Below are 2,132 nucleotides of genomic sequence, written 5' to 3' on the forward strand. Positions count from 1 at the left end.
GTCGCTCGGAACTTCGCGCTCAACCTCTATCGCTCCAATGAGTTCTCCAACATGGCTCAGGCTGAACGACTCTGCAAATTTGGCCTAGATACCCTCAAGGCCATTTTTAGAATGAAATAGCCCTGGTTAGTATCAGCAATCAAACACTGCGTTGGTGCGGACGGAACAGGGGCTATCAGTGAGTGTTCGAGATTACTTGCTGCTGCATAACTTCATCGCTGGATAGAAAGGGAATACGGAGAGGCCGGGCAATTTCGTAGGGGCCAACGCCGTTGGCCCAGCAGCCCCAGATCCCGTAAAACAGACTTTAGATTACCGTTCTAAGGCCTGCTCTAAATCGGCAATTAAATCATCCTTATGCTCCAGGCCAATGGAGAGGCGCAGCAAGTTGGGAGCCGTTTGAGTCCCTTTTTCGATCGAGGCCCGGTGTTCTATGGTGCTGTGGGGGCTGCCAAAGCTGGTGGCGCGGGCAATGAGGCGAGTTTTAGCGGCAACCCCCATGGCGGTAGCTTGGTCACCTTTGACCAAAAACGAGAGCAGGCCGCCGTAGCCCTGCATTTGCCCCTGGGCAACGCTATGGCCGGGGTGGTCGGGCAGGCCGGGGTAGAGCACTCGCTCGATGGCCGGGTGCTCGGTCAGCCAGGTGGCGATGGCTTGGGCCACCTGGGCCTGGGCGCGCACCCGCAGGGGCAGGGTTTGCAGGCCCCGCAGGGTCAGCCAGCAGTCAAAGGGGGAGGGCACCGTGCCGCCAATGGTTTGAATCAGCCGCAGCTGGTCAAACAGCGGGTTGGGTACGCGGGTGACTACCGCACCGCCGATCACATCGCCATGGCCAGCTAGGTACTTAGTGGTGGCATGAATGGCAAAGTCAGCCCCCAACGTGAGGGGAGTTTGCAGCACTGGGGAGGCAATGGTGTTGTCGCAGGCCAGGTAGGCATTGGCCTGGTGGGTCAGAGCGGCAATGGCTCGAATATCGGTGACCGCCAGCTGCGGGTTCGACGGCGTTTCGATCAGCACCAGGCGGGTATTGGGGCGCAGGGTCTCGGCCACCGCCGTCAGATCGGTGGTATCGACCAGGGTGTAGCTTAAGCCCCAGGGGGCAAAGATCTGGCTGAGCATTTGTTGCACGCCAAAGTAGACGCTCTGGGGCGCAATCACGTGATCGGCGGGGCCGAGGGTTTGTAGCAGGCTAAAAGTAGCGGCAGAGCCCGAAGCAAAGGTGGCCGTTGCGCAGCCCTGTTCGAGGGTGGTCAGAGCAGTTTCGAGGGCGTCGCGGTTAGGGTTGCCGCTGCGGCCATAGATATAGCCCTGGGGATAGCTGCCGTCGGCACCGCGCTCGAAGGTGGTCGATAGATGAATCGGTGCCGTAATCGCTCCGGTAGCAGGGTCGATCTGCCGACCGCTGTGGATGACCTGGGTATCGGGTGAGGTGGACATGGCTTCGGCAGACATAGAATTTAGAGAGCGCAACTGCTCTTGATTCTAGGGTCGTTCGCTGAACTGGATTGTTCACCCGCTCGAATCTGGGCATGCTGAAGCTACTCCCGTGGGGGAGGCCTGGTGTATTGCTGCCTGTTTTGTCTACGCTCTGGTCTATGGATGCCCTGGTCACATCAGCGATTGTGTTTTGGTTTGGTGCTGCCGTGGGCAGCTTTCTCAACGTGGTAATCTACCGAGTGCCAGCGGGGCTATCGCTGCTGCATCCGCCCTCCCGCTGCCCCCAGTGCCATACCCAACTCAAGCCCTACGACAATGTACCGGTGCTGGGCTGGCTGTGGCTAAAGGGGCGCTGCCGCTACTGCCGGACGGCTATTTCTCCCCGCTACCCGCTGGTTGAGACCTTTACGGGGGCGTTGTTTTTGGCCACGTTTTGGCTGTCTGGTCTGACCTGGGCGACGGCGGGGCACTGGTTGTTGCTGAGCTGGCTAGTGGCGCTGGCGCTGATTGACCTCGATACGCTGACGCTGCCCAATTCGCTAACCCAGTCGGGTCTGGTTTTGGGTCTGGGGGTGCAGTTTGCCCTGCCGTTCTTCCAGGGAGAACCCTGGCCTAGCCCAATGCAGAGCCTGATGGGGGGAATTTTGGGGGCGGTCTTGGGGATTTGGCTATTTGAGGCGATTACCCTCTTTGCC

2 protein-coding genes are annotated in these 2,132 nt (G+C 59.6%); one reads left to right on the plus strand and one right to left on the minus strand.

Features of this window, described 5'->3' with window-relative positions; genetic code table 11:
- Positions 1-312: 312 nt before the first annotated feature.
- The gene (locus tag IQ254_RS30850) at positions 313-1,452 is read right to left on the minus strand and encodes a PLP-dependent aspartate aminotransferase family protein (protein ID WP_228041258.1); all 1,140 of its coding nucleotides are present in this window, start codon (positions 1,450-1,452) and stop codon (positions 313-315) included.
- 143 nt (positions 1,453-1,595) lie between these two features.
- Between IQ254_RS30850 and IQ254_RS30855 the strand changes: the two genes are divergently transcribed.
- Positions 1,596-2,132 (plus strand): A24 family peptidase (locus tag IQ254_RS30855; RefSeq protein WP_193969952.1); only part of this gene is annotated, 537 nt, incomplete at its 3' end.

It is taken from the genome of Nodosilinea sp. LEGE 07088 (assembly GCF_015207395.1).
In the GTDB taxonomy this organism is placed as follows: domain Bacteria; phylum Cyanobacteriota; class Cyanobacteriia; order Phormidesmidales; family Phormidesmidaceae; genus Nodosilinea.